The organism is Microbacterium sp. Bi128 (assembly GCF_918698205.1).
The window spans coordinates 1-4,759 of the sequence record NZ_CAKKMM010000320.1; the positions used below are offsets into that span (position 1 = coordinate 1).

5 protein-coding genes are annotated in these 4,759 nt (G+C 67.9%); 1 reads left to right on the forward strand and 4 read right to left on the reverse strand.

Annotated elements, in window-relative coordinates; genetic code table 11:
* The first annotated feature begins 39 nt into the window (after positions 1–39).
* On the forward strand, positions 40–1,644 hold the full coding sequence (locus LQV45_RS18010; RefSeq protein WP_230008201.1) for a long-chain fatty acid--CoA ligase: 1,605 nt from the start codon (positions 40–42) through the stop codon (positions 1,642–1,644).
* A 62-nt stretch (positions 1,645–1,706) separates the two neighbouring features.
* Here the strand turns inward: LQV45_RS18010 and LQV45_RS18015 are convergent, their stop codons facing one another.
* From LQV45_RS18015 to LQV45_RS18030, 4 genes are all read right to left on the reverse strand, one after another.
* On the reverse strand, positions 1,707–2,330 hold the full coding sequence (locus LQV45_RS18015) for a LysE family transporter (protein WP_230008202.1): 624 nt from the start codon (positions 2,328–2,330) through the stop codon (positions 1,707–1,709).
* 49 nt (positions 2,331–2,379) lie between these two features.
* On the reverse strand, positions 2,380–2,931 hold the full coding sequence (locus LQV45_RS18020; protein WP_230008203.1) for a dihydrofolate reductase family protein: 552 nt from the start codon (positions 2,929–2,931) through the stop codon (positions 2,380–2,382).
* A gap of 173 nt (positions 2,932–3,104) precedes the next feature.
* Complete coding sequence (locus LQV45_RS18025; RefSeq protein WP_230008204.1) at positions 3,105–3,557, reverse strand: hypothetical protein; 453 nt, start codon at positions 3,555–3,557, stop codon at positions 3,105–3,107.
* A 129-nt stretch (positions 3,558–3,686) separates the two neighbouring features.
* Complete coding sequence (locus LQV45_RS18030; RefSeq protein ID WP_230008205.1) at positions 3,687–4,502, reverse strand: methyltransferase domain-containing protein; 816 nt, start codon at positions 4,500–4,502, stop codon at positions 3,687–3,689.
* Positions 4,503–4,759 lie beyond the last annotated feature (257 nt).

Below are 4,759 nucleotides of genomic sequence, written 5' to 3' on the forward strand. Positions count from 1 at the left end.
GGCCCGCTGGCGCTACCGTCTAACTAGAAAGGATTTTCCGTGGAGAATTTTGGCATCGGCTCGTGGCTGCAACGGCGCCGCCCGAAGTCGGGCACCAAGACCGCAATCATCGCCGGGGAACGCAGTCTCAGCTACAGCGAGCTCGCGGGACGCTCCACCCGGCTCGCCAACGCCCTCCGGGACCGCGGCGTAATCAAAGGCGACAGAGTGGCCTACCTGGGCGAAAACGATCCCTCCTTCCTGGAGACCCTCTTCGCCGCCGGCCTGGCAGGTGCCGTCTTCGTCCCGCTGAACACCCGGCTCGCGCCGCCCGAGATCCAGTTCCAGCTCCGGGACAGCGGCGCTGTCGTGCTGGTCCACTCGGCGTCGCTCGCGGTGCTCGCCGAACGCGGCTCGGCGGAGACGGCCGTGGGTTCGCGGATCGTCGTCGACGAGTCGACAGCGCCAGCCGAAACAGTGCCCGATCCAACGCTGCCCGACGGCGGGGCCGACGGCGGCGCTGGCCGGGGAACCGCCGTGGAGGCGTATGAGGCCGTCATTGCGTCCGGTGCGGCGCTGGCGCCGGACGAGCCCGTGGGCCTGGACGACGCCGCCATGATCCTCTACACCTCCGGAACCACCGGAAACCCCAAAGGCGCGCTCCTGACCCACGGCAACATCACGTGGAACTGCATCAACGTGCTGGTCGATTTCGACTTTGCCTCCACCGACGTGGCTCTCATGATCTCCCCGATGTTCCACGTCGCCTCCCTGGACATGGGCGTCCTGCCCACGCTCCTCAAAGGCGGCACCGTGATATTGGAGGCCAAGTTCGATCCCCGCCGGACACTCGAGCTGATCCAGCAGCACCGCGCAACCACCATCAGCGGGGTGCCGACCACCTACCAGATGCTCTGCGAGCACCCGGACTGGGACGCCACGGACCTCAGCTCGCTGAACAAACTGACATGCGGCGGGTCCGCGGTGCCGATGCGGGTCCTGGAAGCCTACGAGCGGAGGGGGCTGCGCTTCTCCAACGGCTACGGCATGACCGAGACGGCCCCGGGCGCCACCACGCTGCCGGCGGCGAGGTCCCGGGACAAGGCCGGGTCCTCCGGACTGCCGCATTTCTTCACCGATGTCCGGGTGGCCGATCCCCTCGACCCGGCGTCCGGGCCCGCTGCGCCCGGAATGGTGGGGGAGATCCAGATCAAGGGTCCCAACGTCATCCACCAGTACTGGAACCGGCCCGAGGCCTCGTCGGACTCCTACACAGGGGACGGCTGGTTCAAGTCCGGCGACATGGGCTACAAGGACCCGGACGGTTTCGTGTTCATCTCCGACCGGCTCAAGGACATGATCATCTCCGGCGGGGAGAACATCTATCCCGCCGAGGTGGAGCAGGCGATCGCCGAGCTCGACGCCGTCGGAAGCGTCGCGGTGATCGGGGTGCCGGACGAGAAATGGGGCGAGGTGCCGCGGGCCGTGGTGCTGTTGCGGGAGGGCGCCCGGCTCACGGAAGAACAGCTGCGCTCCCACCTGGAGGGCCGGCTGGCGAGGTACAAGATCCCCAAATCAGTCGTCTTCGTGGACGAGATGCCCCGGACCGCGAGCGGCAAGATCCGGAAAGCGGACCTCCGGAAGCTGGCGCCCGGCCACGTCTGACAGGGGAGCGGTCCCGGACGGTGAGCCGGCCGCCGGTGCCGGGACGCCGGCGGCCGCGGTGCCTAGTGGATTGCGGCCAGCAGGACGCCGACGCCGACGAAGAGCCCGCCGAACGTCCGGTTCAGGACCTTTTGTCCGCGGGCGTCGCGGGTGAAGCGCTGGAAGGACCGGGCCGCAGCCGCGAAGAAGAACCACATGACCGCCACGTCGATCACGATCACGGTAGCGGCCAGGACCACGTACTGCGGCAGCAGCGGCTGCTCCGGCCGGATGAACTGCGGCATGAAGGCTAGGAAGAAGACCACGGCTTTGGGGTTGAGCAGATTGACCCAGAGGCCACGGCGGAACATGGACAGGCCCGGCTCGTTGCGCAGGGCCGCGGCCTTCTCCTGGTCCAGGTCCGGCTTGTGCAGGAACTGCCGGATGCCCAGGTAGACCAGGTAGGCGGCGCCGGCGTAGCGGATCACGTTGAAGGCAACCGGTGAGCTCGCCACGAGCACCCCGACGCCGAGGGCCACGATCAGGATGTGCACAACGAGGGCGGCCTGCTGGCCCAGGATGCCCCAAAGGGACCGGCGGAATCCCGAGTTCAGGGAGTTGCTCATGGTGTTGATGGCGCCCGCGCCGGGAGTGAAGCTGATCAGGACGCCGGCGCCGGCCAGGGCCAGCCAAAGGGAGGGTTGCACCAGGTAAGTTTACGGTCCCGGCCGTGGCGGGTCCGATTGATGACGGGAGTCAGTCGCGGCGGAGGCCGTAGCTGAGAATCATGTTGCCTTTGCTGGTCTGCTGGGACGACTGCAGCTCCAGCCGGGTGAGGGCATCGCCGTCGTTGAACAGCCGCCGCCCGCTGCCCGCGATCACCGGATGGACGATCAGCATCAAGGTGTCGAGCAGCCCGGCGAACAGCAACTGGTGGACCAGCGAAATGCTGCTGAAGATCCCGATTTCGCCGCCGTCACTGTTCTTCAGAGCCGCGACGAAGTCTTCCAGCGGGCCCTCGACCAGGCGTGAATTTTGCCATTCCAGCTCGCCGGTCAGGGTGCGGGACGCGACAAATTTCGGCAGCGGATTGATGAATCCGGCAAAGTCCGCGTCGCTTTCGGCGTTGGGCCAGTATTCTGCCCACTGCTGGTAGCCCACGCGGCCGAGGAGCGCGGTGTCGATCCGGCCCATCATCTCGCCCATCCCGGCACCGAGCTCTTCGTCGAAGCTGTCGAATTGCCACTTGAACGGGTCTTCAACCACGCCGTCCACAGAGCAGAAAAGGCCGGCCGTCAATTTGCGCATGGGTTTCTCCTTGCCGTGGGTCTCCAGTGCAGATATCTAATGCACCCTATCCGCAGACCCGGAAGCAGGGAATGGCTGCCGGCAACTCGACGGCGAACGCCCCGGAGGCCGGCCGTGCCGCCAGGATCGCAGGCCTTGGGCGTGCAAGGGGCACGCCCAAGACCCGCTAAGGGTTAGCCGTTGGACGTGTAGCCATCCGCGGCTGCGCCGCCCGGGCCGCCATGGCCGCCGCCTGGGCCGCCCTGGCCTTCCTGGGTTGCGGTCACCGTGAAGTTCGCATCCAGCAGGACAGTGGCGCGCGTGCCGTCCGCCTTCGTGATGTGGGCTTCGTAGGTGGCGCCGTCGGCGTCGGTCTCCATCCGCTCGATCGCCGCATCCGGCTGGGCGGCCTTCACCGCCGCCTCGACCTTCGTGGCGGTGTCGCCGGTAAGGACCTCCTCCGTCTTCCCGTTGGCCTGGTGCGGGCCGCGCTGGCCCCCGGTGCCGTAGCCGTCGGTGGCCTGGGCCGAGGACGAGCTGCCCGTGGAATCGGCAGCCATCGCGGGGATGGCCGACGCGCCGATGGCGCCGCCGCCGATCACCGCAGCGAGCATGATGCCCGCGGTGGTCTTGTTGATCTTTGCCATGGTGAAACTCCTTTGCTGGGGCCCGGAATTCCGGACCGGCCGAGGATTCGGCCTGTACCCAGCCTCAGGCGCGGAGTTATGGCTGCACTTTCGGCGGCCTGTGCCGGTGCTGTGACCGCTGGCCGCCGCTCACGCCCGGGCGATGACCTCGCCGTTGGGAATCAGGAACCAGCCGTCGTCGGTGGAGCCCCACTGGTGCCAGCCCGCCGAAATCCGGGCCAGGTCCGCCTCGCTGGCCAGGCCGTACTCGAGCGCTTGGTCGGCAAAGGACGAATGCAGCACCCGCTCGCCCCACACCCGGGCCTGCCAGCGCCGCTCATGCCCAGTGGCGTAGAGCCAGTTGCTGCTGGACGGCGCCACATCCGTGAAGCCGGCGGCCTGCGCCCAGGACACGAGCCGGCGGCCGGCGTCGGGCTCGGCGCCATTGCGGCGGGCGATCCGCTGGTAGAGCTCCATCCAGTCGTCGAGTTCGGGGATGGCCGGGTACCAGCTCATGCCGTGGAAGTCGGCGTCGCGCACCGCCACTATCCCGCCTGCCTTGGCCGCCCGCCGCATCTCCCGCAGCGCCGCGACGGGGTCCGTGAGGTGCTGGAGGACCTGATGGGCGTGGACGACGTCGAAGGATTCGTCCGGGAAATCGAGGTCATAGATGTTGCCGGCGGCAAAGCCGACATTGTCCACGCCGCGCTCGACGGCGAGGGCCGCGGCCTGGGCGATGATGTCGGGGGAGCGGTCCAAGCCTGTGACCCTGCCCGGCGCCACCAGCTCCGCGAAGTCGCAGGTGATGCTGCCAGGCCCACAGCCGACGTCGAGGACGGAGGTCCCGGGCATCAGATGCGGGAGCACGAACGCTGCCGAATTCTCCGCCGTACGGGAGGCATGGGCACGGACCACCGACTCGTGGTGGCCGTGCGTGTACACATCGTCAGGCTGCTGCGCACTCATAATGGAACGCTACCCTCCCTCGCCCGGAAAAGGGTGGACCCCCAACTGCGGGTCAGCAGGCGCGCGCCGGCAGGCAGTTTTTTGCGGGTGGCCGTCAGTTTTGCCGCTTCCGGCGCCGGCGATTCTACGGATGAATGGAGGAGTGAAGATCAGCAACAGCAACAGCAACAGCGGTAGCGGCAGCGGCGCCGGGAACGGACTGGGCCTGTTCCGGGCCACCGGAAGCTATGTCGGCGCGAACCTGGGCTCGGGTGTCC

What these genes read in the sequence shown, in the direction of transcription:
- LQV45_RS18020 (WP_230008203.1), bottom strand. Translation starts at nt 2,931, where the DNA reads ATGCGCAAATTGACGGCCGGCCTTTTCTGCTCTGTGGACGGCGTGGTT.
- LQV45_RS18025 (WP_230008204.1), bottom strand. Translation starts at nt 3,557, where the DNA reads ATGGCAAAGATCAACAAGACCACCGCGGGCATCATGCTCGCTGCGGTG.
- LQV45_RS18030 (WP_230008205.1), bottom strand. Translation starts at nt 4,502, where the DNA reads ATGAGTGCGCAGCAGCCTGACGATGTGTACACGCACGGCCACCACGAG.